Origin of the sequence: Bradyrhizobium symbiodeficiens (genome assembly GCF_002266465.3) — a bacterium.
In the GTDB taxonomy this organism is placed as follows: domain Bacteria; phylum Pseudomonadota; class Alphaproteobacteria; order Rhizobiales; family Xanthobacteraceae; genus Bradyrhizobium; species Bradyrhizobium symbiodeficiens.
The window spans coordinates 295,392-319,266 of record NZ_CP029427.2; the positions used below are offsets into that span (position 1 = coordinate 295,392).

Sequence of the window (23,875 nt, forward strand, 5' to 3'; positions counted from 1 at the left end):
GAAACAACGCTGGAAGACTGGAACGGGGCGCTTTCCGCCCAAAAAGGAAGCCCGGCCATATCGACCGGGCAGCCTACGCGTTGCGGCGCAATATAGGCAAAAACGGCCAAAAAACAATGTGTTCTTTGCCCGTTGGTTGATCGAATTTTGTCCGGGAATCTCCGGGGGTTAGGAGAAGACCGGCCTAACCGCGCCGTCCCTTGACGGCTGCCCAGATCAGGGCGACCCCTCCGATCCCCACGACCAAGCCCAAAAAGACCAGGGGCGCGATGTCGGAGGCGATCTTGCCGCTGTCGGATATCGAAATTCCGCCGAACAGCATCGCGCAGATCCCGGGCAGCAGCAGCATGATCCCGAAAATCGCCATCAGCGCGGTGAGGCAGCCGCTGCGCTTTTCCGTCGGCGCGGGAGGCGGACCCGGGGGCGCCGGTGGCGGTGTGTCGCTGATGCTCATGCCTGCAGGACTCCTTCACTCGCCTGCGCGGCAAGCGCGGCGCGGATGCCGTCGATCTTTCCGTTTCGGTAGAACAGATTGTAGGTGTCGAACGGAATGATCGCGCCCTGCTCCGTCACGAAATGGATGCAGCTGCGCTTGACGTTGCCGACGCAGAAATTGAAGCGGTCGAGAAACTGCACGATGGTGACGCGGAAGACGTTCTCGTAGGCGAGGCCTTCCGGCACCTGAAAGCTGGGCAGGCAGCACAGCAGTTCGCAGACCCGCTCGCTGGTGTTCAGGGGCCCAGACGACAGCGAGAACAGATCGACGAACTTCTCCCGCAGTGCCGGATATTTCTCCGGGCTGATGGTGTTGGGCATCACCGCGACCAGCTGCTCCTGCGGGATCAACGAGGTCAGCGGCAGCACCTTCTCGCCGTTGCGCAGGCCGTAGCCGATCGAGATGCTTTCGGGATTGCAGGGCAGCGGGATCATGTCCTTGTCGCCGAACACGCCGGTCTCGATCACGCGCTTGCGGATCTCCGACAGCATGATGCGGTCGGTATTCTTGTCGAAGTTCTCGTTGCGGCCGGCGTCCTGCACCGGCTGCAGGGTGACGCCGCGCACGCATGTCCAGGTCAGCGCGTGGCGGACGATATCGCCGATTTCGGCATCATTGACGCCGCGCTTGATGGTCGCGACCAGCGTCGTCGACACGCCAAAATGCTCGAGATTCTCCAGCGCCTGCTGGCGGATTTTTCGCAAATCCGCGCCGCGCAGGTCGATCAGCGCGTCGCGCTGCAGCGAATCGAACTGGAGGTAGACCTCCAGCCCGCGCTTGTTCTCGGCGAGCCGCGCCACGAAATCCCTCTCGCGCGCGATGCGCAGTCCGTTGGTGTTGATCATGACGTGGCGGATCGGTCGGGCGCGCACGGCGTCCAGGATCGCGAAGAAATCCGGATGCAGCGTCGGCTCGCCGCCGGAGATCTGCACGAGATCTGGCTCGCCTTCGCTCGCGACCAGCGCGTCGAGCATCTTCTCCACCGTCGCGAGCGGGGTGAATTTCGTTCGTGCCGGCGAGGAGTCCGCAAAGCAGACCGGGCAAGTCAGATTGCAGTGCTCGGTGATCTCGATCAGCGCCAGACAGGAATGCTGCTCGTGGTCGGAACAGAGACCGCAATCATAGGGACAGCCGAATTCCGTGCGCTGCTGGAATTGCAGCGGCCGGTCGCCGGGCTTGATGAAATCCTTGCACAGGCGCCAATAGGCGGCATCCGTCGACACCAGCGTCGACTGGACGCCGTGCTCTCGGCAGCGCTTTTCGTACCAGACCTCGTTGTCCAGAATCTGGATCTTGGTCGGCACCAGCTTCAGGCAGGTCTCGCAAAGAGATTGGGTCTGCCCCCAGAAAATATAGGGCCGCGACTTACGCAACGGCGCGTTCATGCATGGGTCTCGCTTTGGGCGCCGTCGCCAGCATGACGCCGGCGTAGAGCAAAATGGACAGCGACAGCAGGTGAAACAGGGTGAAGGGGCCGATCAGCGTGCCGTAGGGCTTCAGGAATTCCCACAGAAAGCGTTGCGCTCCATAATAAACGAGAACCAGGTAGAAACCATTGGTGATCACAAAGGCATTCCGGTTCAAGACCGCCAGCACATAGAGCAGCGCGAAGACCGCCATGGCTGCGCTCTCGTAGAGCTGCACCGGATGGCGCGGAATGCCATCGCCGAAATCATGGGCGAAGGGCAGCGCGGTCGGCGTGCCATAGGTGAAATCGTCGAGGCCCGCGAAGTAGCAGCCGAGCCGGCCGGTCGCGATGCCGAGCGCCAGCGGCAGCGCGAAGCGCGCGCCGGTCCGCGCGGCGATCCCCGCGGACCATTTGTAGAGCTCGATCGCGACGATGCCGCCGGCGATCGCGCCCTCGACCGAGCGGGCAATGCCGCTCTCGCCCGACAGCCACAGATTGGCGGAGCCGAACAGATAGGCCCCGAGGCCCGCGCCGAACACCAGCGCCGCGATATAGGGCAGCTCGAAGGATTGCGCCGGAAACTGCAGGCGCTGTCGCGACAGCCAGTAGACGGCCGCCGCCGCCGCCAGCCACGCCAGGATGTCGAAGACGGTGTGAAGAAAGGCCCCGCTCATGGGGGGATATTAGCCCAGGTTCCAGCCGCGCGGGATAGTGCGCCCGCTCCTTCTTCACGCCGGGGAAGCGAGGCGGGGCGCTACCCGGCTTCCTGCTGCTCGGTCGGGTAGACTCCGCGCAGCACCTCCTCGAAATGCATTTTCACCGCGTCGTTGCACAGGCAGGCGCGAAGCTTCAGGCCGTCGCGGTTGCGAACCAGAATCGATCCGCGTCTCGTGTCGAGAATCCGTTCCGCCTTGAACGATTGAAGCACGCGACTGGCATAGCTGCGGCCAACGCCGAGCAGCGTGGCAAGCTGTTCGTGGGTCAGCGGCACGCTGTCCTCGTCGCCGGTCCGCTCCATCGCCGCCAGGATCCATTTGGCGGTTCGTTGTTCGATCGAATGGATCGCATTGCAGGCGGTCGATTGGAAGATCTGCGCCAGCATGCAATCGGCATAGCGGGCAAAGATATTGCGCATTGATACCGAGCGCAGCTTGGCCGCTTCCAGCTTGGCGACATGGACGCGCGCAAAAGGGCCGCTGAATTTCACGCAGATCCGGGTATAGGCCGGCAGGAATCCCTCGCTGACGATGCCGCCCACCGCGCCTTCGCGGCCGACCAGGATGGTCTCGACGTCTCGGCCATCCTCATTGGGGACGAGAAAGGTCGCGAGCGCCGGTCCGCAGGGGAAGTGGACGACCTGGACGTCGTCACCGGGGCTGTAGAGCAGCTGGTTGGCTACGGCGTTTTCGACGGTCACGTGCGGCGCGAGCAGGGCGTAGTCTGCCTGGCTCAGGCGCCGCAACAAATTGTTGGCGGGACGGCTCTCGACCTCGGTCATCTTGCTGATACGCGCATCCATCGTGAACTCCCATCCCGCTCCCATCTTAACGGGTTCCGTGCCTTCCCTGTGTGCACAAGTGGACAGACTGGAGAACGGCGATGTGGTGGGTTTCGTTCCGGGAACCCTCCGAGCTGCGCGCAGACATCGTGTCGCGGCAGTCCTGATCCGAACCCTCCACACAAGATGCGATCATGACACCCGCACTTTCCAATGGCTCAAGCTGGCCGGCCGATGTTCTGATCGTCGAAGACGACCCGATCATCGCGATCGATTTCGAGGACCGTCTGCTCGGGTTTGGGGTGACGGGCGTGCGGAGCGTCGGGTCGGTGACCCAGGCGCTGGGCGCCATTGACAAACGTGCGCCCGATTTCGCGCTGCTCGATGTCGAGTTGATCCGCGAGACGAGCTTTGCGGTCGCGGAGCGGCTGGCAGCGCTGAAGATCCCGTTCGTCTTCGTCACCGGCTACGGCGCGGAGGCGCGAATTCCGCCTGAATTCTCCGGCCAGCCGCGGTTGCAGAAGCCGTGCTCGAGCGACGCGCTGGAGGCGGCGCTCAAGGCGCGCGCCCTCGATTAGCGATCAGGCCTGCTTCGGGTCGAGCGTGGTCGACCACAGCGCGACGTCGGCGCGGTCGCGCAAGGTCACAGTCATCTGGCCCGAGGCGCCGTCGATCTTGACGTGACCGAAGAACTGCATGCCGGCGGACGGAGGCAGGTTCTGGCTGTCCTTGCCAGGCGCTTTGACGAAGCGCACTTCGGGTCCGAAGGTGTTGTCGAGCGCGTTCGGACCAAAGGTGCCGGCATGCAGCGGGCCCGACACGAATTCCCAGAACGGTTCGAACTCCTGGAATTGTGCCTTGTTCGGATCGTAATAATGCGCGGCAGCGTAGTGCACGTCGGCGGTCAGCCACACCGTGTTGCTGATCGGCGCCATCTTGATGAAGCGTAGAATGTCAGCGATCTCGAGCTCGCGGCCGCGCACCGGGCCGTCGCCCTGCGCGATCGCTTCCGAGCCACCCTTCGGCGTGTCCGACACGACGAGGCTGAGCGGCATGTCGGAGGCGATCACCTTCCAGGTCGCGCGGGAATTGAGCAGGCCGCGCTTGAGCCAGGCGATCTGGTCCGGGCCGAGGAAGTAGCTGGCGGGGCCGTAGGCGGTTTCGAGATTGGGGCCGTTCGGACCGCGGTAGCTGCGTTCGTCGAGCACGAACACGTCGAGATGTGGGCCGTAGGAGATCTGCCGATAGACCCGGCCCGGCTCAGCGATGCTCTCGCGCATCGGATACATCTCGTGGAAGGCGCGTCCCGCACGGGCGGCGAGCAGCGAAATGTCGCGCTCCTTGTAGGCGGCCGGCAACTCCTTCGACAGCGACCAGTTGTTAGTCACCTCGTGGTCGTCCCATTGCACGAAGATCGGGACCTCGGCATTGAAGGCCCGGAGGTTTTCGTCGGTGAGATTGTATTTGTGCGCGGCGCGGTACTCGTCGAGCGTCTCCGCGACCTTGGCCTTCTCGGGGATGGTGACGTTCTTCCAGATCTTGCCGTCGGCGAGCTTCACCTCGGATACGATCGGTCCGTCGGCATAGATGGTGTCGCCTGAGTGCAGGAAGAAATCCGGACGGTGCTTGCGCATCGCCGAGAAGGTGAACATGCCGCCGTCATCGGGATTGATGCCCCAGCCTTGTCCTGCAACGTCGCCGCCCCAGACGAAACTGACGTCGCGGCGGTCGGCGGGCGCGGTGCGGAAGCGGCCGGTCACCGGCTCGCCCTCGATCGCGCTGTGGGACAGATCGCGGAAGCGGATTCGGTAAAAGATGTCCTGGCTGGCAGGCAGGTTCTCGATCAGCATCTTTGCGGTGAAATCGCTCTCGGGCAGCGCCGCGATCGGCGGCAGCGCCCGGGCATCCCTGAAGGACTCGGTTGTCGCGACCTCGACCAGCATCTGCGCGGGCCGGTCGGCGCGCGCCCACACCATGCCGCCGTCGACCGCGACATCGCCCGACTGCACGCCGTGGGTGACCGCGGGCCGATCGGCTGCGCGCGAGAGATAGGGCATCGCGACGGTGCCGAGCACACCGGCGCCGGTGGCGAGGAAACGCCGGCGGGAGAATTTGATGTTCATGAGGAATGGCTCCGAACCCTGCGAATGTGGCTCGATGGAATCGGGGTCCGGGCGTTGCGCGCCCCGGAATGACGGTGAACCTATATTGAGACAATGTGACGCAGCGATTACGCGCGCAAGGGTTACGCGTTGCCGGCGGCCCTGAATTGCGCGCCCGCACGTTGCAGGTTCTGCGGCAGGCTGGACAGCACCGCCTTGCGGTCGGCGACGGCGGCGTGGAATTGATCCAGCGCGATGTTGAAGGCCGTAAGCGCCCCCTCCTCGATCGCGCCGTGATCGAAGCAGCGCAACGTGTCGCGCAGGATTTCGTCGGCCTCGGCCTGCATCTGATCGAGCTCTTCGGTCGCCTCGCTCTTGCGCGCGGCCGCGATCATGTCGAGCAGCCTTTCGCGCAGATGGCTGTTGTTGTCGCGCTCGTCCTTCTTCAGATAGCCCGCGAACCAGGCGCCGATCGAGCCCATGGCGGAGAGCGCCATCAGGCTCCACCAGATGTAATCGCTGTATTTGTCGAGGAAGGTCTTTTCCTCGCCGTCGACGAAGGCGGCTGCACCGGGATGCACCGGGATCACGGCGTCCTTGTCGGTGTCGGGCGTCTCGATCTTCGCCGCCAGCGGGAATTCCGTCACCAGTTGCTGGCGCACGGCGAACAGCTGGCGCGTGAACGCTGCGATGGTGGTTTCGGACACGCCCTTGCGCGCCACGATGTGGTGCGAGAAGCTGATGGTCTTGACCTCATCATCCGGGCGGGCGGGTGAGCCGCCATAGGTGCCAGCGGGAATCTCGGACGCCTCGTAGACCGGATGATTCTGCGCGATCGCATCCGCCGACTCGATCGCGAGGAAGCTGGGTGCGCCGAAATCCTTGGTGGAGGCGGCGATCGCGTCCGCCGTGATCTTGCTGTTGACCGGGCCGGCCGCGAGATAGACGTCGGCCTTCTGGGCCTTGATCGCCTCGGCCGCCTCGTTGGCCGGGAATTGCACGATCTCGACCTTGGCGGGATCGACGCCGTATTGCTGGAGGATCACCTTGAGCAGATTGACGTTGGCCTGGGTGCGGCCGACGACGCCGACGCGATGGCCGGCGAGCTGCGAGATCTTGGTGATCTTCGGGCCCCGCTTCTTGCCTTTGCCCGGTACGGACCACAGCACCACGACGTTCTTGCGCAGGGTCGCGACCGCTTGCGCGTTCTTGGGCACGTCGATGTCGCCGCGCACGATGGCGAGATCGACCTTGCCTTCCGCAAGCGCATCGGCGCTGGCCGTAGCGCCGTCGGTCTGGATTGGCCGCAGCCGGATCTGGCTCTTGTGCTGCGAAAAGGCTTGCGTCAGCGCCTGCACGACCTTGACGTCATCGCTATTTGCGGGGCCGACCGCGATCTTCAACGTCACGGGCCGCATGGCGAAGTAATAGCCGCCGGCGAGCGCGCCGATGATCGCGAGCACGAACGCAAGAGACACAAGTGCGGTCTTCCGCGCCGCGGATCGCGGCGAAGGCGGAGAGGGCGTTTCGGCCAGGTCAAATCCCCCGGTCATCGATCTCCCAAACAGGCGCTTCAGGCTCAGTTTCATCTTGGCCGGCGATTTACGCCCGTAATTGTAGCAAATTTCCTGTCCGGCGGGGTTACATCTCCGTCATGGTTAGCGGATGGCGGAAATCCCGTATGAACCCGGGCATCAGTGGGGTGTTAGGGTAAAGTTCCCCTGAAGGACGGAGATGACCATGGCAGAACGACTCTCGGCGGAGGCGCTCAGGCAGGCGCTGGGCGGACTACCGGATTGGAGCGAGGTTCAGGGCCGGGATGCCATCGGCAAGACCTTTATCTTCAAGGATTTCAACGAGGCGTTCGGCTTCATGACCCGGGCCGCGCTGGCCGCCGAGAAGATGGATCACCACCCCGAATGGCGCAACGTCTACAAGACGGTGGAGGTGGTGCTGTCGACCCACGATGCCGGCGGCGTCACCGCGCTCGACATCGCGCTGGCCAAGATGATGAATGCGATCGCAGGCTGAGATCGGCCGGCGTCTTGCAGGGATCTGCGACATCCCCATCTTGTGATCAGCCGGGGCGGGGCGATCTGCCGGCCGGGGCTGAACGGGAGTTTATCGAACATGGCTGCCGAACACAGCGTCGGTTTCGAGCCGGCCGATCGGCTCGCGGGAGATCGCGAGAGCGTGCGCCGCCGCTTCTGGCGCAAACTGAAGCGTGTCGCCGCGCATCTGCCATTCGCGGAAGACCTGCTTGCTGCTTATTACTGCGCGTTCGACCGGCAGACCCCGCGCCACGTCCAGGCCGCGCTGCTGGGTGCAATCGCCTATTTCATCCTGCCGTTCGACTTCGTCGCCGACGTGATGCCGGTCCTCGGTTTCGCCGACGACGCCGCGGTGCTCGCCACCGCCATTCGCATGGTTTCCGGCCATATCACGAACGAGCACCGCCAAGCCGCGCGTGCGGTGCTGAAGCGTGGGGTGGATGAGGCGAGCGCGGAAGCCGAAGCTTAGGAGCGTTTACCACAAGCGCGGTGTCATTCCCCGCGCAAGCGGGGAATCCAGTACGCCGCGGCTTGTCGGTTCAATCGCCCGCGTCTCTGGAATACTGGATCGCCCGCCTTCGCGGGCGATGACAGTTGAGTGTGGCGAGCCTGGGCGGCGCCACGCATGCACATCCTCACGGATGCAGGATCACCTTGCCCATGGCCTTGCGTCCCGCCAGCACCTTCAGTGCGTCCGCGGTCTGCGCCAGCGGGAAGGTGCGATCGACATGCGATGAAATCTTTCCTTCCGCCGTCCACTTCACCAGCTTCTCGAGGTTGGCGCGATTCTTTTCCGGGTTGAGCCGGGTCCAGGCGCCCCAGAACACGCCGCGGATATCGCAGCCCTTCAGCAGCGCGAGGTTCAGCGGCATTTTCGGAATGTCGCCCGCGGCAAAGCCGATCACGAGGAAGCGGCCTTCCCAGGCGATCGAGCGCAGCGCCTGCTCGGCATACGCGCCGCCAACCGGATCGAAGATGATGTCGACGCCCTTGCCGCCCGTGAGCTTGCGCAGACCTTCCTTGAGATCTTCCTTGCCGTAGTTCAGCGTCAGCTCTGCGCCATGCGCCTTGGCGAATTCGAGCTTCTCGTCCGACGAGGCGCAGGCGATCACCTTCAACCCCATCAGCTTGCCGAGCTCGCAGGCGGCAAGGCCGGTGCCGCCGGCCGCGCCCAACACAGCGAGCGTTTCGCCCGGCTTCGGGCTGGCGCGATCTTCCAGCGCATGCAGCGCGGTGCCATAGATGATGATGATGCCCGCCGCGCGGTCGTAGTCGAGATTGTCGGGGATCTTCACGATCGAAGCCGCCGGCAGCGCGATCTTCTCGCGCGCGCCGTTGTGGCCGCAGGAGGCGACAACGCGATCACCGACTTTCAGATCGGTCACGCCGGCGCCGATGCTCTCGATCACGCCCGCGACTTCCGCCGCCGGCGAGAACGGGAACGGCGGCTTGATCTGGTACTTGCCCTGAATCATCAGGATGTCGAAAAAGTTCAGCGCCGCCGCCTTGATCGCGATCACCGCTTCGCCGGGACCGGCCACCGGATCCGGCACATCGGCCAGCACGAGATCGTCGGGCTGGCAATATTGCGAGCAGAGGATGGCTTTCATGGCGGCACCTTGGGTGTTTCGAGTGGAATTATAGTTGGGGCGTTTCTGCCGGATTTACTGCGGCTGGACAATCCGGATTCTTTGCTGGACGCGACGTTCGGCCTATCCTCGTCATTGCGAGCGCCGCGAAGAACCCGTGCTGCGGAAATAGTCTGAATTGCTTTCGCCTTCGCCAAAGCTTTCGGCGGACAAGTCGTTACGCTCGCAAGGACGGAGCAAGAAGAAAAAGAAGGGATTCAAACGATGTTTGAAACGGGTCTGCTCAAGGACAAGCGCATCCTCGTCACCGGCGGGGGCTCGGGCCTTGGCGCCGCGATGGGACGCCGTTTCCTTGCACTCGGCGCCGAGCTCGTGATCTGCGGTCGCAAGCTCGACCGGCTGGAAGCAACCGCGAGCGAGATGCGCGAAGAAACCAGCGGCAAGGTCACCACCATCGCCTGCGATATCCGCGATGGTGCCGCCGTCGACAGCATGATGGACGGGCTCTGGCGCGAGGCGCCGCTCGATATCCTTGTCAACAACGCCGCTGCGACTTTCATTGCACAGAGCGAGCATCTGTCGTTCCGAGCGGCCGACGCGATCCTGGCGCCGACGCTGCATGGTGCGATGTATTGCACGCTCGCAGCCGGCAGGCGCTGGATTGAGGGCAATCACAACGGCGTCGTGCTCTCGATCCTCTCGACGTCGACCATCACCGGACGCGCCTTCACCGTTCCCTCCGCGATGGCGAAGTCGGCGGTGCTGGCGATGACCAAGAGCCTCGCGGTCGAGTGGGGCCCGAAGGGCATCCGCACCGTCGCGATCGCACCGGGTCCGTTCCCGACCGCGGGCGCATCGGGGCAGCTTCGCCCCGAGGGCCGTGACGAAGGCTGGACCGCGCGCAATCCGCTCGGCCGGACCGGAGAGCACAGCGAACTTGCCGATCTCGCCAGCTTCCTGATCTCGGATCGTGCTGGTTACGTCAATGGCGAGATGGTCGTGATCGACGGCGGCGCGCATTTGCGCAGTTCCGGCGCCGAGGATTTGTTGCGTTGGACCGAGGCGCAATGGGCCGACCAGCGCGCTGCGCGATCCAAAGGCTGATCCCGCTAACTGCCTTCCCAAATTGGACTTTCCCGGTTATCTCTGCCGGGGGACAAAGCGCGACCGAGCCATCTTCCAGTCACAATATTGAGGGAACCACTCCAGCATGTGGCGGGTGCTGATTTTAGCTTTGATGACTGGCGTGGCGGCCGGGGGAATCCTCGATTCTGCGCGGGCGCAGACGGCGCAACCGGCGCCGAAAGCGCCGCCGAAGCCGGCCGCGCCGCCCGCCCATACGACGGCAAAGTCCACTGCAAAGCCGGAGAGCAAACCAGTGGCCCCACCCGCGGCGGTTGCAGGTGGCGCGGAGCCGACCCTGATCGGCCAGTTCGGCACCTGGGGTGCCTATTCCGCGACGCCCAACGGCAAGAAGGTCTGCTTCGCGCTTGCAAAACCCTCGTCGTCGAAGACCAATCCGCCGAACCGGCCGCGCGATCCCGCCTATGCATTCGTCTCGACCCGTCCGGCCGAGAAGGTCAACAACGAAGTCTCGGTCATGATCGGCTACGCGCTGAAGCCGGGCTCGGAATCCTCGGTCGAGGTCGGCGGCGCCGCCTTCGCGATGTACACGCAGGGCGACGGCCTCTGGATCAAGAACGCGGCCGAGGAGGAGCGGATGGTCGAGGCTATGCGCAAATCCGCCGATCTCGTGGTCAAGGGCGTCTCGGCCAAGGGAACGGAGACGACCGACACGTTCTCGCTGAAGGGCCTCGCCCAGGCGCTGGACAAGATCGGCCAGGATTGCCGGCGTTAAGCCTGCGGCCGATAAGGTCGCAATCGGCGGCTCCGGTTGCTATATAGGGCCGGTTCCAGATTTCTTCCGTCATTTCGGGGCGCGCGAAGCGCGAACCCGGAATCTCGAGGTTCCGGGCATGGTCCTTCGGACCATCCCGTAACGACGCAAAACCTTCAGGCCTCTCAATGCAACCGACGACTGAGCCGCACAACGCAATCCTCGTGGAGAAGACTCCGCTCGAAACTTATGTGCCGCCGGCAAAGCCGTCGCTGATCGGCCTGTCGCGCACGGAGCTCGCCGACCGACTCGGCGAGATCGGTGTCGCGCCGGCGCAGCGCAAGATGCGGGTGCAGCAGCTCTGGCACTGGCTCTATTTCCGCGGCGCCCAAAGCTTCGACGACATGACCTCGATCTCGAAGGGCATTCGCGCCGAACTCGCGCAGCATTTTACGGTCGACCGGCCCGAAGTCGTGGCCGAACAGATCTCCAACGACGGCACCCGCAAATGGCTGCTGCGGCTGCCGAGCGGCGACAATGTCGAGCGCGCCCATGAAGTCGAATGCGTCTATATCCCCGAGACCGATCGCGGCACGCTGTGCGTGTCCTCGCAGGTCGGCTGCACGCTGAACTGCTCGTTCTGCCACACCGGCACGCAGCGCCTGGTGCGCAACCTCACCGCCGGCGAGATCGTGGGACAGATCATGGTGGCGCGGGATCGCCTGAACGACTGGGCCGATCGCGAGGACGGCACGCGTCGCGTCACCAACATCGTGATGATGGGCATGGGCGAGCCGCTCTACAATTTCGACGCGGTGCGCGATGCGCTGCTGATCGTCGGCGACAATGAAGGCATCGGCATCTCACGCCGCCGCATCACGCTGTCGACCTCGGGCGTGGTGCCGAACATCGTGCGCGCGGGCGAAGAGATCGGCGTCATGCTCGCGATCTCGCTGCATGCGGTGCGCGACGAGCTGCGCAACGAGCTGGTGCCGCTCAACCGCAAATATCCGATCAAGGAATTGCTGCAGGCCTGCCGCGACTATCCCGGCGCCTCCAACGCGCGCCGCATCACCTTCGAATATGTGATGCTCAAGGGCGTCAATGATTCGCTCGATGATGCAAAGCTGCTGGTGAAGATGCTCAAGGGCATTCATGCCAAGATCAATCTGATCCCGTTCAATCCCTGGCCCGGCACGGCCTATGAATGCTCGGACTGGGACCAGATCGAGAAATTCTCCGAATACATCTTCAACGCCGGCTATTCCTCGCCGGTGCGTACCCCGCGCGGCCGCGACATCCTCGCCGCCTGCGGTCAGCTGAAGTCGGAGACGGAGAAGCTCAGCGCACGCGAACGCCAGGCGCTGCGCGCCATGGCGATGACGGATTGATAATGGCGACGCCCTCAACGTTCGTCATGCCCGGGTCAAGCCCGGGCATGACGGCTGAATGCGTGGCGATGTCGTTGATCGGCAACTTGCTTATGTCATGTCCCTGATCGGCCGCCTCATCGTCATCTTCATCGGCTTTCTTGCCGCCTGCTTCGTCGGCGGCATGATCGTGGTCGTCGCGCTGCTGTTTCCGGAATTTTCCGATCTCGGCGCCGGTCCAGTCGACCAGGGCGCGATCGACATCCTGCTCGGCTTCGGCTTCATATTCGTCTCGGGCTTCGCGCTGGTGCCGGCGGCCGTGATCGTTGCGATCACCGAAGCGCTCTACATCCGCAGCGCGCTCGCTTATGCCGTCGGCGGCGGCCTCGTCGGGCTCGCCTGCTATCTTGGGCTCGTTCCCTTTCACTCCGACACGTTTCAGTTCGAAGGCATCGTGCGGCGCCATCTGGAGATCATGACCGGTGCGGGCATCGTCGCCGGCGTGGTCTACTGGTTGATCGCCGGCCGCAATGCCGGCGCCTGGCGCAATCCGCCGCCCGCGCGGAAACCGCCGCCGCCGCTGCCGTCGAACTCAAGGCCGGATGTCCGATGAGCCGCGCCGCTTCCGGGGTTTCCATCCCCGCCCCACTCCGCTAAACCGCGCGCCATGAACCGGACTGGACTCTTCATCGCCCTGGCGCTGTGGCTCGTCATCGGCGTCGTTTTCGGCCTCTATCCCGAGCTCGATCTCAAGCTCGCGTCGCTGTTCTTCGACCCCGAGACGAAAACATTTCCGCTCAAGCTGAATGACTGGGCGGGCTTTGCGCGTGACGCTGCGATGTGGGTCGCCTGGGCCTTCGTGGCGCCGTCGCTGGTCGCGCTCGTGGTCAAGATGATCCGGCCCGATCGTCCCTTGATGGTTTCGGGACGCGCGATCGTGTTCCTGCTGGTCACGATCATCATGTCCGCCGGCATTCTCACCAACCTCACCTTCAAGACCTATTGGGGCCGGCCGCGCCCGGTGGTGGTCACGCAATTTGCCGGCGACCAGCAATTCGTGCCGTGGTGGGATCCGCGCGGCGGCTGCGCGCGCAACTGCTCGTTCTTCTCGGGCGAGGGCGCGACCGCGTTCTGGACGCTGGCGCCGGCCGCGCTGGCGCCGCCGGCGTGGCGGCCGCTCGCCTATGCCGCCGCCGTGATCTTTGGCGCCGTCACGAGCGGGCTGCGCATGGCCTTCGGCGGGCACTTCTTCACGGATGTCTCGATTGCCGGCCTCGTGACCTTCGTCGTGATCTGGTTTGCCTACGCGCTGATTTACCGTTGGCCGCGGACACGGTTTTCCGACGAGGCGGTCGATGCCGCCCTGACCCGGCTGAACATGCCGGCCTACCGGCTCCGGCAGCGCCTGTTCGGCCGTAAGGCCGGTCCCGAACCCTCGGTTTGAGCCATTAAATGCGTGCCGAGCCCTGCGAAATTTGATATTCGCGCGGTCAGGTTCGCCCCCACATCAGCCCTTCGAGACCCGATTGGAAGCCTCATGACCACGATCCTGAAAAGCCTGCCCAAGGGTGAGAAAGTCGGCATCGCTTTTTCGGGCGGCCTCGACACCTCCGCGGCGCTGCTCTGGATGAAGCAGAAGGGCGCGCGCTGCTACGCCTACACCGCCAATCTCGGCCAGCCCGACGAGGCCGACTACAACGAGATCCCGCGCAAGGCGATGGAGTTCGGCGCCGAGAAGGCCCGGCTCGTCGATTGCCGCACGCAGCTGGTCCATGAAGGCATCGCCGCGATCCAGTCCGGCGCCTTCCACATTTCGACCGGCGGCATCACCTATTTCAACACCACGCCGCTGGGGCGCGCGGTGACCGGCACGATGCTGGTCGCGGCGATGAAGGAGGACGGCGTCAACATCTGGGGCGACGGCTCGACCTTCAAGGGCAACGACATCGAGCGCTTCTATCGTTACGGCCTGCTCACCAATCCCGGCTTGAAGATCTACAAGCCTTGGCTCGACCAGCAATTCATCGACGAGCTCGGTGGCCGCGCCGAGATGTCGGCGTTCATGACCGCCCAGGGCTTCGCCTACAAGATGAGCGCCGAGAAGGCGTATTCGACCGACAGCAATTTGCTCGGCGCCACGCACGAGGCCAAGGACCTCGAAAGCCTCGACAGCGGCATCAAGATCGTCAACCCGATCATGGGTGTGCCGTTCTGGCGCGACGATTGCGCCGTGAAGGCCGAGAAGGTCGTGGTGCGTTTCGAGGAAGGCCAGCCCACGGCGCTGAACGGCCAGACCTTCTCCGATCCCGTCGCGCTGTTCCTCGAAGCCAATGCGATCGGTGGCCGTCACGGCCTCGGCATGAGCGACCAGATCGAGAACCGCATCATCGAGGCCAAGAGCCGCGGCATCTACGAAGCCCCCGGCATGGCGCTGCTGCACATCGCCTATGAGCGCCTCGTCACCGGCATCCACAACGAGGACACCATCGAGCAGTACCGCATCAGTGGCATGCGGCTCGGTCGCCTGCTCTATCAGGGCCGCTGGTTCGACTCGCAGGCCCTGATGCTGCGCGAAACCGCGCAGCGCTGGGTCGCGCGCGCCGTCACCGGCGAGGTCACGCTGGAGCTGCGCCGGGGCAACGATTATTCGATCCTCAACACCGAGAGCCCGAACCTCACTTATGCGCCGGAACGGCTCAGCATGGAGAAGGTCGAGGATGCCGCGTTCTCGCCGGCCGACCGCATCGGCCAGTTGACCATGCGCAATCTCGACATCGCGGATACGCGCACCAAGCTGAAGCTCTACAGCGACACCGGCCTGCTCTCGGGCAGCGAAGGCTCGCAGATCTTCCGGCTCGAGAGCGACAAGGGCTGAGGCCTTCGTAGCCCGGACGGAGCGCAGCGAAATCCGGGCTACACGCTTAATGACGGTGTCATTCTCGATCGCTACGCTTCCTGTCGAAACAGGATGGCGGAGCATCGCGCATGGTCAGGAAATCGGTACTCGTTTCTCTGCTTGTCCTCTGTTGGGCATCGTCATCGCCGGCACAGACGATTTATCCGATCGATCGCGCCGAGATCCTGGCCGGCGCCGAGTTCGACTTCAAGGTCGAGTTTTCCGGGCCGGTCGATCCCGCCAAGTTGAAGGTAACGGTAAACGGCGCGGATCACGCCACGGCGTTCGGCCGTAGCGGAACGTTCGTCGAGCGCGAGGACGGCAAGGATCGGTCGGCGCTGATCTTGCGCGCCGTCACGCTCACCCAGCCGGGCCCCGTCACGGTTGAAGCCGACGACGGCGCGCAACGGCGCAGCGTCACATGGACGGTCTACGACACCGGTCCGCGCAAGGCGAAGAACGTCATCCTGTTCATCGGCGACGGCATGTCGCCGGCGCATCGGGTCGCTGCTCGAATCCTGTCCAAGGGCATTGCGGAGGGCAAGAGCCGCGGCAAGCTCGCCATCGACGACATGCCGCATATGGCCCTGGTGGCGACCGCAGGTTCGGACTCCATCATCACGGATTCCGCGAACTCGGCCAGCGCCTATGCGACCGGGCACAAGAGCGCCGTCAACGCGCTGGGCGTCTATGCCGATCGCACGCTGAGCCCGTTCGACGATCCCCGGGTCGAGACCATCACGAGTCTTGCCAGGAGGCGGCTCGGCATGGCGATCGGCATCGTCACCAACACCGAGATCGAGGATGCAACGCCGGCCGCGATGATCGCGCATACGCGCCGGCGCGCCGCCTATGACGAGATCGTCGAGCAGTTCTTTGCTGCCAGGCCTGACGTGCTGATGGGCGGCGGCAGCGCGAACTTTCTGCCGAAATCCGCCGCCGGCTCCAGGCGCAAGGACGAGACCGACTACATCGCGAAGTTTCGTGACGCGGGCTACCAGGTGGCGACCACCGCGGGCGAGCTCAGCGCTGCCGCCGCAAAGCCGGAGACCGGCAAGCTGCTCGGCCTGTTCGCCACGGGAAACATGGACGGCGCGCTTGACCGCAAATTTCTGAGAGGCGGCGGCGTGAAGAAGTTTCCCGAGCAGCCTGACCTGACCGAGCAGGTGCAGGCCGCGCTCAAGCTCCTGTCGCGAGAAGAGACCGGTTTCTTCCTGATGGTCGAGTCCGGAATGATCGATAAATACGCCCATTTGCTCGACATGGAGCGCGCCGTCTTCGACACGATCATGCTCGACAACGCGGTGCGCCAGACGCGTGAATGGGCGCGTGCGCGTGGCGAGGACACCCTCATCCTGGTGCTGGCGGATCACAATCATCCCAACAGCCTCGTCGGCACGGTGAATGACGATATGGGTACGACACCCAACGTGCCGCTGCGCGAGCGCGTCGGTGTTTACGATCAGGCTGGATTCCCCAACTACCCGCCCCCCGATGCGGACGGCTATCCGTCACGCGTCGACGTCAGCCGCAGGCTCGCGATCTTCTCGGCCAGCCTCCCGGATCATTACGAGACGTTCCGCCCAAAAATCGACAATCCCAACGAGCCGACCGTGAAGGCCGGCGACGATGGGACCTTCAAGGCCAACGACAAATACAAGGACGTCCCGGGCGCGGTGCTCCGTCCCGGCAATCTGTCTGCGATGATCGGCGCCAGCGTGCATTCGGGCGAGGACGTCATCCTCACGGCGACGGGGCCGGGCAGCGATGGCGTGCGCGGCTCGATGGACAATACCGAGGTCTTTCGCGTCATGGCCGATGCACTTGGGCTTGCGGCTCGGCAGTAGCGGCGTTGCTGTCAAAATAAAAATGGCCGGGATCGCTCCCGGCCATTTGCGTTTGTGCTTCGCCTCAGCGTGGCGGCGCGGTGCCGGGCGGGGGCGGCGGCAGCGAGGCCTGGCCGCCGTTGAGCAGCTGCGTGATGTTGCGGATGGTCACGCGACGGTTGATCGCGCTCGGCCCTTGCGTCTGCTCCTTCAGATACTGCTCGCCATACCCTTGCGACGTCAGGTTCTCCGCCGGCACGCCGAACTGCTGGGTCAGCAATTCCGCCGCGGACTGCGCACGGCGGTCCGACAATGACAGATTGTCGACTTCGTTGCCGACCGCGTCGGTATGTCCCTCGATCAGGAACACCTCGCGAGGATTGCGCTGGATCGCCTGGTTGAGGCCGTCGGCGATCACCTGCAGCCGGCTCGCCTGGTCCGGCGGGATGGTCCACGATCCTGTCTCGAAGATGATCGTGTTGACGTCGATGCTCGGCATCTGCATGCGAACATTGGGGCTGTAGCGGATCTCGTCGAGCGAGTAACGCCGATCGATCCGCTGCACGGGCGGTGCCACCATGGTCTGGTAGATGACCTCCGGTGACGCTTCCTGGGCGTCGACGATGTAGCGATCGTAGGGGATGTTCACGACCGGCGGAGGCACGTCGACATAGAAGCCGCCGACCGCCCGCGGATCGCGGAAGGTGTTGTCGATGATGATGAGCTCGCGTCCGCGGGGATCCCTGCGGATACGTCGCATCAACCGGCCGTCGGGACCGACGACGGTGATGATCTCGCTTCCGTCGGGACGAATGACGACCGTGCGGGTTTCGCCGCCGACGGTGTCGGTGCGGATGTCGCGAGCGCCATACCGGAAGCGATAGAGATCGTTACCGCGGACGTAGGCCTGCCCGCCCGGATCGCGGATGATGATGCGGTCCGGCTCGGTGTAGACGGTGCGTCCGCCTTCGATGGTCTCGCGTCGCTGGTTGTGGAGATCGGCGATGGTCGCGCCGATCACGGCGCCGGCTACCACGCCCGCGCCAATCGCGAGCGGCGTCAGGTCACGCTGTGGCGGACGTGGCGCCGGCGGCAACGGCGCTGAGACTGTCGGCGCGGCCCGGAAGGCCGGCGAAACCGTGGGCGTGGCGTATTGCTTTCTGTCCGGCGGCGGCGTTGCGGCCGCCGAACCGGAGACGGCCGACGGCGCTGCGGCGCCGGCGGGAGGCGCCGGCGGCCGGGGCGGCGCGCCAGCCTGCGGTGACGCAGGCGGAGCTCCGGCAGCGGGCGCGGCCGCAGGAGGCGTTCCACCCTGTTGACCAGGAGTTGGCGTCGCGGTCGGGGCTGGCGCCGCACCCGGACGTCCGGGCGGTGGCGTCGGAGTGCCACCGGGAGCAGGCGTTGCCGTCGGAGCGGGTGCGGCACCGGGTGATCCTGCCGGAGGAGGCGCGCCGGGACGTCCGGGCGGCGGCGTACCGGGGCGGCCAGCCGGCGGGGCAGCTGGCGTGCTGCCCGGTGCAGGCGTTGCGGTCGGCGCAGGGGTTGCCGCCGGAGCAGGAGTCGCTGCCGGCGCGGGTGAGCCGGGGCGGGCCGCAGGCCCTGTCGTCGGAGCAGGCGGTGTCGCGGTTGGCGCAGGCGCGGGTCGCGCAGAGGGAGCCGCTGCCGGAGGTGGCGGGGGCGGTGGAGTCGGGCGAGCCGAAGGCGGCGGCGTGGGGGGCGTGTGCTGCTGCGGCGCTGCTGCGGGTGGCGGCGTCGGGGCCGGGCGTGCGGCAGGCGGCGGAGGTGTCGGGGCGTGATGCTGAGGCGCCGCGGCCGGAGGCGGCGACGGCTGCTTAGGCGCGGCAGGCGGCGGGGGTGGTGGCGGCGGAGCCGGACGGGCCGCAGGCGGAGGCGGTGGCGGCGCGGCGGGACGCGGTGGTGCGGCGGCCGGGGGCGGCGCCGCGGGCGGGCGGGGCGGTGCGGCGGCGGGAGGCGGAGCGGCCGGGCGCGCGGGCGCAGCGGGCGGCGCAACCGAGGGCGGTCCCTTCGGCGGTTGCTTCGGTTTTCCGTCAGGGCCCGTGTCTTGAGGCTGCGCCTGCGCGACCACGAGCGGCGGCGCAGTTTGCGCTTGCGATGCGGAGCTTGCGAATTGCATCGCGGTCAGAGCCGTCGTCGCAAGCAGCACGAAACGAAGATTGGTCATGGTGGTGAACTTCCCCGGAAGGTTCTTTGACGAGATGTTGGGATGAACAGCTACGCGTTAGGCCGGATTGTGGCAGGCGAAGCGGTCGCCGCTCGATTTATTTCTGCACGGGAATCACGTCACTAAAGCAACGTTCATTGCGCATTCAGACGCTGGTTGCAATTGCCCCACATGTCATCGGCCGCTTCATGCGCGATCCTGCGGCGGATATGCATCCGTCGCTGGATTCGGCGCCAGCGGTCCGTTCGGCCCGCGTGATGGAATCTCTTCCGGCGTGCGGCCCGGCAATTCGTCGGGCTGCGGCGTTTCGCCGGGCTCGCGCACCGGCGGTGCGATTTCGGGCTGCGGACTGCCGGGCGGAATTCCCGGCGGCGGCTCGGTCGGCGTGCCCGGTGTCGAAGGCGGAATCTCGGGCGGCTCGATCGGCATCACAGCGAGACCTTGCGGTTCGCGCCAAGGTCGGGCCGCGTATTCGTCACCGCCGCAGCAGCCATCTTCACATAGGAGATCACCGTGCCCGGCGAATCCCAGAATTCGGCATCGTCCGGCGTGATCTTGAGCACGCGAATGTTGGGGTCTTCAGCGCTGTCCCACCATGCCTTCGCCGGCGTCGAGAACAGCTCCGTGATCTTGGCGCGGTCGTTGGAGACGACAGCGCTGCCTGTCAGCGAAACATATTTCTGACTGCTGGCATCGGCGAACGACAGGTTGACGGAGGGATGGCGTGCGATCTCCTCGTCCTTGTGGCGCCGCGCGTCGGTCAGGAAGAAGATCGTGTTGGCGTCGCGATCGAGAAAAGCGCTCATCGGCCGGGCGCGCAGCTTGTCGCCGTCGCGCGTCACCAGCATCGCGAAGCCGATCTTCTTCATCAGATCCCAGGCGCGGTCCACATCGCCAGTATTGTCGTTGACCATATCGTGCTCCTTCTGCAAGGAACGATAACGACCTGCGGGGAACGATGTTCCTGCCGGAACTCCGGCCTTATTCCGGCGCGTGGCACACGGCCTCGATATTGTGGCCATCGGGATCGAGCACGAAAGCGCCGTAATAGTTCGCATGGTAATGCGGGCGGATGCCGGGCGGACCGTTGTCCCGGCCGCCGGCTGCGATGGCCGCCTTGTAGAAGGCATCGACGGTGGCGCGGTCTTTGGCCGCGATCGCGACATGCACCGGCTTGTTCATGGCGCCTTCGCCGCTGATCCAGAAGTCCGGCTTGCCGTCGGCGCCGAAGCCTGCGGCGGCCGCGTGGCCGGTCTGCTCCGCCGTGACCTCCATGATCAGGCCGTAGCCGAGCGGTACCAGAGCCTCTGTGTAGAAGGCCTTGGCGCGCTCATAGTCGGAGACGGAGAATCCCAGATGGTCGATCATCGCAACCTCCTTCGTCATTGTCAGCGCGAGAGGAACGTATTGCTCCGCGTCTTGCGCACGATCGCATAACCACGCGCGACCATGTCGGCAATACAATCCTGCTGCCATTCGTTTTGTGACAGATGCTCGATGACGACCGCGCGCGGCCATAGCGCGGGCGGTGCGTCGCGGAAGAAGCCGATCAGCACGCGGTCCTCGAAACCCTCGACGTCGATCTTCAGCGAATCGACTTGGCGGACGCCGGCCTCGTCGAGAATGCGTGTCAGCCGCAGCGACGGCACCTTGATGGCCTCGGCGCTCGCCGGGCCGGTGACGACGTGAGTGGCGCCGAGATTGCCGCCGCCGCTCTCGATCATCAGCTCGCCGTCGATGTCGCCGGCCGCGGCCTGCACCAGGCGCACCTGCGCCGTCTTCGACGCGGCGTGATTGAACGAAAGCCGTCCAAACGTCAGCGGATGCGGCTCGATCGCGACCACCTTGCCCGTGGTGCCGACCTGCCGCGCCATCACCAGCGCAAACGTGCCGACATTGGCGCCGACGTCGACGAACACGCCGCCCGCCGGGGTGTGCCGGCGCAGAAACTCGAGCTCGTCGAGATTGTAATCGGGATTGAACAGCGCGCCGCGCTCGGTCGCGCTGCCCTGGTGATAGAAGCGGAACGATGCGCCCTGATATTGCACGTCGAGCGGGCCGCCGCCAAGCAGGTTGACCAGCCGCGACATCCAGGGCCGGAACGCGCCGCGCTTCAACCCCGACTGCTGTGCGAGGCTAATGATCGCAGCCTGCGCCGCATTGGGCGCAAACGCGCCGAACGGCGCGGACGAAGGGGCGTTGTCGGTCGTCAAGCAGGCGGTCCTCGTTACAAGCGGCGCATGCATAGCCGGTTTTGCGGAGGACTCCAACGCTATGGGATAAGAATGTACGGGCTACGGACTTCACGCTGCCTTCTTCGGCGGTGCCTTCCGCTGCCGCAGAAATCGCCCGAGCAGCCTGCGCTTGCCCTTGCGCGGGATCAGCTCGATGTCGCTGACGAGCTTGGCGCCGCCCTTGCGGCGCTCCAGCACGATCTTGCGGCTATGAAAGGCTTCGAGCTCGACGCGATGCGCGACGCTGACGATGGTCGCCTTCGGTAGTTCGTCGGTGACCATCTTCATCATCTTGTCCTGGCTCTTCTCGTCGAGCGCCGAGGTCGCCTCGTCGAGCACGACGATGTCGGGGTTGTGCAGCAGCAGCCGCGCGAAGGCGAGGCGCTGTTTCTCGCCGCCTGACAGCGTCTGGTCCTACGGCCCCTTCTCCTCGTCCTTCTCCTTGAGATGGATGATCCCTGCGGGCCTGCTCGGCCTCTTCGGGCGAGAGCTTGGGATCAGGCTCGACCAATTCGGGCGGAGGGGGACTGACTTCGTCGCCGCTCTCGCCCTTGATCTTGACGATGGACGGCTTCTTGCCCCGCTCACGCCTACCAGCCTGCTTGTCCATGTGCGGACAACGCCACTCGAGTTCCCGGGTCCAGGGCGGCGTTCAGATGTCGTGCTCGTCCCGCATTGCGCGCGCCGCCTTCTCTCCGATGATGACGCACGGCGCCATCGTGTTGCCGGTTGTGATCCGCGGCATCACGGAGCCATCGGCGATGCGAAGCCGGTCGACCCCATAGACCTTGAGCTTGCTGTCGACCACGGACATGGCGTCACGTCCCATCTTGGCCGAGCATGTCTGGTGCCAATAGGTCACCGCGGAGTCGCGCACGAAGCGTTCCATCCCGGTGGCGTCGAGGGGACCGGGCATCGACTCGCGCGTCACCAACGGCGCGAAGGCGCGGGTATTGCCGAGCGTACGACAGAGGTCGACGCAAGCGATCGCCGTCTTCACATCATCAGGATGCGACAACATGTTGGCTTCGATGCGCGGAGCTGCAAGCGGCTCGGCGTTTCCGAGTCTGACCCGGCCCCGGCTCTTTGGCAAACCGAGGCCAGCGAACATCGTCCAGCCGTGAGCGGGGGCCCGGCTTGCCGTCTCGGGGCTCGGCACCGGAAATTCGACCTGGCAGAACAGCAGGTCGGGAGATGTGAGCGCGGAATCAGATTTCCAGTACAGCGTTGCTGCATTGCCGGTGTTGCGCGGCGCGATCGGCTCGCGATACTCCCAGATGCATCCGAACGAGACATGGTCCTGCAGATTTTGACCGACCCCGGGCAGGTGCTGGACCACGGGGATGTCGAGCGCTCGAAGCTCGTTCTCATCGCCGATACCGGAGCGCATCAGCACGGACGGCGTCTGGATCGCCCCGAGCGCGAGCACAACTTCCTGTGTCGCGCTGATTCGCACGGTTCGGCCGTCGCGGATCGCCTCGACGCCGACGGCCCTTCCGCGCTCGATCAGGATGCGGGAGACCTGCGTGCCGGTTAGCAGCGTGAGATTGGGCCGATCGAGATAGGGATAGGTGAAGGCGCGGAAGATGGAGTTGCGTCTGCCGTTGCGGACCAGGATGTCCGTGATGGCGCAGCCGCCATCGCCCTCCATCATCTCACCGTTGGGACTTTCGTAAGTCGGAATGCCGATCTCCTTCGCTGCGCCCAGCATCGCCAATGCGGCCGGCCCGGGATCGGGTGACGGCTGCACGAAGACCGGGCCGCCGGTGCCGCGATGACGTGGATCGGGCGCGCCCTGCCAGTTCTCGATCTCCCGGAAAATCGTCGAGACCGCGTCGTAGCCCCAGGATTCATCGCCGCTTTGCTCGGCGAAGAAATCCCAGTCGCTGCGGTGGCCGCGCGCCCACAGCATCACGTTGATGCTCGACCCGCCGCCGAGAACCTTCCCCATCGACATCGGAAGCGCGCGACCGTTCAGATGCGGATTGGGCTCCGCGACAAAACCCCAATCGGTGGCGCTGCCGAGGTTGCCCGGCCATGCCGCCGGCTCCATCACGGTCGGCACATCGTCGCTGCCGCCGGCTTCGATCAGCAGGACAGCGACAGAGGGATTCTCGGCAAGACGCCGTGCGACGACCGAGCCTGAGCTGCCGGCGCCGCAGACGATGAAATCGTAGCTGCCGCGAGGGTTTTCGCTGAGCTGGCGCTGATTGGCAGCAACGCGATCAGCAAACTCTGGAAGATCGGAAGGCAGGACGTCGTTCATGAGATTGCTCCAGGCAAGGGGGCGCTGCCGGAACGGGACGTTCCGGGCGGAAGAGGGTGAAGAAGGAGGAGGAGGACCGCCGTCGGCGGTGCGGCTCCGGCTGATAGAGCGGGCGTCACG

General features: G+C 65.1%; 23 protein-coding genes and 1 pseudogene. 10 read left to right on the top strand and 14 right to left on the bottom strand.

What is annotated here, in order from left to right; genetic code table 11:
- Window positions 1-184 precede the first annotated feature (184 nt).
- The 4 genes from CIT39_RS01410 to CIT39_RS01425 form a co-directional block, all read right to left on the bottom strand.
- On the bottom strand, window positions 185-454 hold the full coding sequence (locus CIT39_RS01410; protein WP_162308837.1) for a hypothetical protein: 270 nt from the start codon (window positions 452-454) through the stop codon (window positions 185-187).
- Window positions 451-1,881, bottom strand: a complete 1,431-nt coding sequence (locus CIT39_RS01415; RefSeq protein ID WP_094975908.1) for a radical SAM protein — start codon at window positions 1,879-1,881, stop codon at window positions 451-453. The genes CIT39_RS01410 and CIT39_RS01415 overlap by 4 nt, the downstream gene beginning before the upstream one ends.
- Window positions 1,862-2,578: a prolipoprotein diacylglyceryl transferase family protein gene (locus tag CIT39_RS01420; RefSeq protein ID WP_094975907.1), complete on the bottom strand. Its 717-nt coding sequence runs from the start codon at window positions 2,576-2,578 to the stop codon at window positions 1,862-1,864. Before CIT39_RS01420 ends, CIT39_RS01415 begins: the two co-directional genes overlap by 20 nt.
- A gap of 80 nt (window positions 2,579-2,658) precedes the next feature.
- On the bottom strand, window positions 2,659-3,423 hold the full coding sequence (locus CIT39_RS01425; RefSeq protein ID WP_162308838.1) for a Crp/Fnr family transcriptional regulator: 765 nt from the start codon (window positions 3,421-3,423) through the stop codon (window positions 2,659-2,661).
- Between the two features lie 173 nt (window positions 3,424-3,596).
- Between CIT39_RS01425 and CIT39_RS01430 the strand changes: the two genes are divergently transcribed.
- Complete coding sequence (locus CIT39_RS01430; protein ID WP_094975905.1) at window positions 3,597-3,980, top strand: response regulator; 384 nt, start codon at window positions 3,597-3,599, stop codon at window positions 3,978-3,980.
- Window positions 3,981-3,983: 3 nt separating this feature from the next.
- On the opposite strand, the gene CIT39_RS01435 is transcribed toward CIT39_RS01430, so the two are convergent.
- Both CIT39_RS01435 and CIT39_RS01440 read right to left on the bottom strand, forming a co-directional pair.
- Entirely contained in the window at window positions 3,984-5,525 is a 1,542-nt protein-coding gene (locus tag CIT39_RS01435) for an alkaline phosphatase D family protein (RefSeq protein WP_094975904.1), read from the bottom strand.
- 122 nt (window positions 5,526-5,647) lie between these two features.
- The gene (locus tag CIT39_RS01440; RefSeq protein ID WP_094975903.1) at window positions 5,648-7,093 is read right to left on the bottom strand and encodes a TAXI family TRAP transporter solute-binding subunit; all 1,446 of its coding nucleotides are present in this window, start codon (window positions 7,091-7,093) and stop codon (window positions 5,648-5,650) included.
- Between the two features lie 151 nt (window positions 7,094-7,244).
- On the opposite strand from CIT39_RS01440, the gene CIT39_RS01445 reads away from it, so the two are divergent.
- Window positions 7,245-7,535 (top strand): 4a-hydroxytetrahydrobiopterin dehydratase, encoded by a 291-nt coding sequence (locus tag CIT39_RS01445; RefSeq protein ID WP_094976993.1) that lies wholly within the window; start codon window positions 7,245-7,247, stop codon window positions 7,533-7,535.
- Between the two features lie 99 nt (window positions 7,536-7,634).
- Complete coding sequence (locus tag CIT39_RS01450; RefSeq protein ID WP_094975902.1) at window positions 7,635-8,024, top strand: YkvA family protein; 390 nt, start codon at window positions 7,635-7,637, stop codon at window positions 8,022-8,024.
- 166 nt (window positions 8,025-8,190) lie between these two features.
- On the opposite strand, the gene CIT39_RS01455 is transcribed toward CIT39_RS01450, so the two are convergent.
- Window positions 8,191-9,165, bottom strand: a complete 975-nt coding sequence (locus tag CIT39_RS01455; RefSeq protein ID WP_094975901.1) for an NADPH:quinone oxidoreductase family protein — start codon at window positions 9,163-9,165, stop codon at window positions 8,191-8,193.
- Window positions 9,166-9,408: 243 nt separating this feature from the next.
- Between CIT39_RS01455 and CIT39_RS01460 the strand changes: the two genes are divergently transcribed.
- The 7 genes from CIT39_RS01460 (at window position 9,409) to CIT39_RS01490 (ending at window position 17,094) form a co-directional block, all read left to right on the top strand.
- Complete coding sequence (locus tag CIT39_RS01460) at window positions 9,409-10,248, top strand: SDR family oxidoreductase (protein WP_094975900.1); 840 nt, start codon at window positions 9,409-9,411, stop codon at window positions 10,246-10,248.
- A gap of 106 nt (window positions 10,249-10,354) precedes the next feature.
- A complete protein-coding gene (locus CIT39_RS01465) occupies window positions 10,355-11,002 on the top strand; it encodes an invasion associated locus B family protein (RefSeq protein ID WP_094975899.1) in 648 nt (215 codons plus the stop codon).
- A gap of 167 nt (window positions 11,003-11,169) precedes the next feature.
- Window positions 11,170-12,372 (top strand): dual-specificity RNA methyltransferase RlmN, encoded by a 1,203-nt coding sequence (gene rlmN, locus CIT39_RS01470; protein ID WP_094975898.1) that lies wholly within the window; start codon window positions 11,170-11,172, stop codon window positions 12,370-12,372.
- A 97-nt stretch (window positions 12,373-12,469) separates the two neighbouring features.
- Window positions 12,470-12,964 (top strand): hypothetical protein, encoded by a 495-nt coding sequence (locus tag CIT39_RS01475; protein WP_094975897.1) that lies wholly within the window; start codon window positions 12,470-12,472, stop codon window positions 12,962-12,964.
- Window positions 12,965-13,018: 54 nt separating this feature from the next.
- A complete protein-coding gene (locus tag CIT39_RS01480; RefSeq protein WP_094975896.1) occupies window positions 13,019-13,795 on the top strand; it encodes a phosphatase PAP2 family protein in 777 nt (258 codons plus the stop codon).
- Window positions 13,796-13,888: 93 nt separating this feature from the next.
- Complete coding sequence (gene argG, locus CIT39_RS01485; protein ID WP_094975895.1) at window positions 13,889-15,226, top strand: argininosuccinate synthase; 1,338 nt, start codon at window positions 13,889-13,891, stop codon at window positions 15,224-15,226.
- A gap of 110 nt (window positions 15,227-15,336) precedes the next feature.
- Window positions 15,337-17,094 (top strand): alkaline phosphatase, encoded by a 1,758-nt coding sequence (locus CIT39_RS01490; protein ID WP_094975894.1) that lies wholly within the window; start codon window positions 15,337-15,339, stop codon window positions 17,092-17,094.
- 64 nt (window positions 17,095-17,158) lie between these two features.
- On the opposite strand, the gene CIT39_RS01495 is transcribed toward CIT39_RS01490, so the two are convergent.
- From CIT39_RS01495 to CIT39_RS01525, 7 genes and pseudogenes are all read right to left on the bottom strand, one after another.
- Window positions 17,159-19,255, bottom strand: coding sequence for an OmpA family protein (locus tag CIT39_RS01495; protein WP_109853922.1), 2,097 nt, complete (start codon window positions 19,253-19,255; stop codon window positions 17,159-17,161).
- A gap of 186 nt (window positions 19,256-19,441) precedes the next feature.
- On the bottom strand, window positions 19,442-19,684 hold the full coding sequence (locus CIT39_RS01500; RefSeq protein ID WP_094972683.1) for a hypothetical protein: 243 nt from the start codon (window positions 19,682-19,684) through the stop codon (window positions 19,442-19,444).
- The gene (locus CIT39_RS01505) at window positions 19,684-20,169 is read right to left on the bottom strand and encodes a pyridoxamine 5'-phosphate oxidase family protein (protein ID WP_094972684.1); all 486 of its coding nucleotides are present in this window, start codon (window positions 20,167-20,169) and stop codon (window positions 19,684-19,686) included. The genes CIT39_RS01500 and CIT39_RS01505 overlap by 1 nt, the downstream gene beginning before the upstream one ends.
- Window positions 20,170-20,236: 67 nt before the next feature.
- Entirely contained in the window at window positions 20,237-20,623 is a 387-nt protein-coding gene (locus CIT39_RS01510) for a VOC family protein (protein ID WP_094972788.1), read from the bottom strand.
- Window positions 20,624-20,643: 20 nt separating this feature from the next.
- Window positions 20,644-21,468, bottom strand: a complete 825-nt coding sequence (locus tag CIT39_RS01515; protein ID WP_162308839.1) for an FkbM family methyltransferase — start codon at window positions 21,466-21,468, stop codon at window positions 20,644-20,646.
- A 90-nt stretch (window positions 21,469-21,558) separates the two neighbouring features.
- Window positions 21,559-21,948: pseudogene (locus tag CIT39_RS01520) on the bottom strand (ATP-binding cassette domain-containing protein); the annotation flags it as partial.
- A gap of 193 nt (window positions 21,949-22,141) precedes the next feature.
- Window positions 22,142-23,755, bottom strand: coding sequence for a GMC family oxidoreductase (locus tag CIT39_RS01525; RefSeq protein ID WP_094972686.1), 1,614 nt, complete (start codon window positions 23,753-23,755; stop codon window positions 22,142-22,144).
- Between the last annotated feature and the right edge of the window lie 120 nt (window positions 23,756-23,875).

Excerpts from the sequence above, each read along its gene's own strand:
- CIT39_RS01410 (WP_162308837.1), bottom strand. The coding sequence starts at position 454 with ATGAGCATCAGCGACACACCGCCACCGGCGCCCCCGGGTCCGCCTCCC.
- CIT39_RS01415 (WP_094975908.1), bottom strand. The coding sequence starts at position 1,881 with ATGAACGCGCCGTTGCGTAAGTCGCGGCCCTATATTTTCTGGGGGCAG.
- CIT39_RS01420 (WP_094975907.1), bottom strand. The coding sequence starts at position 2,578 with ATGAGCGGGGCCTTTCTTCACACCGTCTTCGACATCCTGGCGTGGCTG.
- CIT39_RS01425 (WP_162308838.1), bottom strand. The coding sequence starts at position 3,423 with ATGGATGCGCGTATCAGCAAGATGACCGAGGTCGAGAGCCGTCCCGCC.
- CIT39_RS01430 (WP_094975905.1), top strand. The coding sequence starts at position 3,597 with ATGACACCCGCACTTTCCAATGGCTCAAGCTGGCCGGCCGATGTTCTG.
- CIT39_RS01435 (WP_094975904.1), bottom strand. The coding sequence starts at position 5,525 with ATGAACATCAAATTCTCCCGCCGGCGTTTCCTCGCCACCGGCGCCGGT.
- CIT39_RS01440 (WP_094975903.1), bottom strand. The coding sequence starts at position 7,093 with ATGAAACTGAGCCTGAAGCGCCTGTTTGGGAGATCGATGACCGGGGGA.
- CIT39_RS01445 (WP_094976993.1), top strand. The coding sequence starts at position 7,245 with ATGGCAGAACGACTCTCGGCGGAGGCGCTCAGGCAGGCGCTGGGCGGA.
- CIT39_RS01450 (WP_094975902.1), top strand. The coding sequence starts at position 7,635 with ATGGCTGCCGAACACAGCGTCGGTTTCGAGCCGGCCGATCGGCTCGCG.
- CIT39_RS01455 (WP_094975901.1), bottom strand. The coding sequence starts at position 9,165 with ATGAAAGCCATCCTCTGCTCGCAATATTGCCAGCCCGACGATCTCGTG.
- CIT39_RS01460 (WP_094975900.1), top strand. The coding sequence starts at position 9,409 with ATGTTTGAAACGGGTCTGCTCAAGGACAAGCGCATCCTCGTCACCGGC.
- CIT39_RS01465 (WP_094975899.1), top strand. The coding sequence starts at position 10,355 with ATGTGGCGGGTGCTGATTTTAGCTTTGATGACTGGCGTGGCGGCCGGG.
- rlmN (WP_094975898.1), top strand. The coding sequence starts at position 11,170 with ATGCAACCGACGACTGAGCCGCACAACGCAATCCTCGTGGAGAAGACT.
- CIT39_RS01475 (WP_094975897.1), top strand. The coding sequence starts at position 12,470 with ATGTCCCTGATCGGCCGCCTCATCGTCATCTTCATCGGCTTTCTTGCC.
- CIT39_RS01480 (WP_094975896.1), top strand. The coding sequence starts at position 13,019 with ATGAACCGGACTGGACTCTTCATCGCCCTGGCGCTGTGGCTCGTCATC.
- argG (WP_094975895.1), top strand. The coding sequence starts at position 13,889 with ATGACCACGATCCTGAAAAGCCTGCCCAAGGGTGAGAAAGTCGGCATC.
- CIT39_RS01490 (WP_094975894.1), top strand. The coding sequence starts at position 15,337 with ATGGTCAGGAAATCGGTACTCGTTTCTCTGCTTGTCCTCTGTTGGGCA.
- CIT39_RS01495 (WP_109853922.1), bottom strand. The coding sequence starts at position 19,255 with ATGACCAATCTTCGTTTCGTGCTGCTTGCGACGACGGCTCTGACCGCG.
- CIT39_RS01500 (WP_094972683.1), bottom strand. The coding sequence starts at position 19,684 with ATGCCGATCGAGCCGCCCGAGATTCCGCCTTCGACACCGGGCACGCCG.
- CIT39_RS01505 (WP_094972684.1), bottom strand. The coding sequence starts at position 20,169 with ATGGTCAACGACAATACTGGCGATGTGGACCGCGCCTGGGATCTGATG.
- CIT39_RS01510 (WP_094972788.1), bottom strand. The coding sequence starts at position 20,623 with ATGATCGACCATCTGGGATTCTCCGTCTCCGACTATGAGCGCGCCAAG.
- CIT39_RS01525 (WP_094972686.1), bottom strand. The coding sequence starts at position 23,755 with ATGAACGACGTCCTGCCTTCCGATCTTCCAGAGTTTGCTGATCGCGTT.